Annotated in this window: 2 protein-coding genes; one reads left to right on the plus strand and one right to left on the minus strand. The window is 62.4% G+C overall.

Features of this window, described 5'->3' with window-relative positions; genetic code table 11:
- Positions 1-36: 36 nt before the first annotated feature.
- The gene (locus tag ACU18_RS17905; protein ID WP_231686130.1) at positions 37-1,230 is read right to left on the minus strand and encodes an IS30 family transposase; all 1,194 of its coding nucleotides are present in this window, start codon (positions 1,228-1,230) and stop codon (positions 37-39) included.
- Between ACU18_RS17905 and ACU18_RS20305 the strand changes: the two genes are divergently transcribed.
- Positions 1,192-1,566: hypothetical protein (locus tag ACU18_RS20305; protein ID WP_231686131.1), on the plus strand; the 375-nt coding region annotated here is incomplete at its 3' end. The genes ACU18_RS17905 and ACU18_RS20305 overlap by 39 nt on opposite strands.

A 1,566-nucleotide genomic window follows, 5' to 3' on the forward strand; every position in this document is an offset into this window, starting at 1 on the left:
GGCGGTTTCTAGGGGTCGTTGCAACACCGTTGGTGGCTAGGTGGTTGTTAGTAGATCACGCAGGCGCTCGGCCGGGGTATCCCAGCCGAGCGTTTTGCGTGGGCGGGCGTTGAGTTCCTGGGCGACGTGCTCGAGGTCTTCGGGTCCGTAGACAGAGAGATCGGTGCCTTTGGGGAAGTATTGCCGGAGCAGCCCGTTGGTGTTCTCGTTGGAGCCGCGTTGCCAGGGGCTTGCTGGATCGCAGAAGTAGACCTGTATGTCTGTGGCGAGAGTGAAGGATTTGTGGGCTGCCATTTCCACGCCCTGGTCCCAGGTCAGGGATCCGCGGAGGTGGGCCGGCAGGGTGGACATCGTGGCGATGAGTCCGTCCCTGACGGATTCCGCGGTGTGATCGGTTGGCAGGTGGACCAGCATGACGTAGCGGGTGGAGCGTTCGACCAGGGTTCCGATCGCTGACTGGTTCAGCGCCCCGGTGATTAAGTCCCCTTCCCAATGTCCGGGCACTGCCCGGTCCTCGATTTCGGGAGGCCGTTCGGAGATCATCACCATGGGATCGACGAACCGAGGCCGTCGCTCGTCGCCGTTTCTGTGAGGCTTCCGGCGCGCCCGGCCGGTCCGCAGGGCGGTCGCGAGTTCTCTACGCAGCCCGCCCCGGCCCTGAAGGTAAAGCGCCTGGTAGATCGTCTCGTGGGTCACGCGCATCTCCTGATCATCGGGAAAGTCCCTGATCAAAGTCTTGCTGATTTGTTCCGGCGACAATCGCAGGAGCAGTTTCGCTTCGATATGGTCACGCAGCCGGGGCAGGACCAGGATCTTGCGTTCTTTTGGTCTTGGCCGGCGGGAGGCAGCTTTGCGGTGGGCTGCGTAGGGTTGGTACCCGATCACAGGCTGGCTATTGCGGGCGAACTCCCTGCTGACCGTTGATGGCGAGCGGCCGAGTGCGGCCGCGATGGCACGAAGTGATGCCCCGGAGGAGCGGAGGTCCCGGATCCTTTCCCGGTCCTGCAGCGACAGGAACCGCCCGTCGAGGGTCTTGTCCAGAGCGTCGAGCCCTGAAAGGGATATGCCCCGGACGCCCGGGGTGGTGGTTGTGCTCACTTCACGTGTGTAGTCCACGGACCGCCCGCCAGGATAGATGCGTCCATTCCTGGTTTTGCGGATTCCAACGTCCCACTCCTCAGCTGTGGTCTGGTGGATTCCCAGAGCTGCTGCGGCCTCGCGCCGGGACATACCGGCATCCCGGAGGCGGCGGAAGTCTTCGCGCTGCGGTCGGTCAGAGCGTTTGCGGGCTCTCCCGGCTTTCTGCATCCACCGATAGCAAGTGTTCCGGTTCAACCCGAGTTCACTGGCAGCAGCGGTGACACTGCCGGCCCGTTGCAGAACAGTAAAAAACAGGTCCTTCTTTTCCTGCGTGTGCTTTTCTCGCCCAGCCCCAATCCCTGCCTTGTGGGTCCACTGATAGCACGTCATCTGATTGAACCCGAGCTCCTCAGCAGCAACTGCCACCGAGCCAACCCGGTCGAAAACAGCAAAGAAGCGGTCCTTCTGTTCCTGCGTGTACTTTCT

Source organism: Arthrobacter sp. ZBG10 (assembly GCF_001238605.1).
GTDB lineage: Bacteria > Actinomycetota > Actinomycetes > Actinomycetales > Micrococcaceae > Arthrobacter.

Bases quoted from the DNA above. Each gene is read 5' to 3' on its own strand.
- ACU18_RS17905 (WP_231686130.1), bottom strand. From the start codon at position 1,230: ATGTCCCGGCGCGAGGCCGCAGCAGCTCTGGGAATCCACCAGACCACA.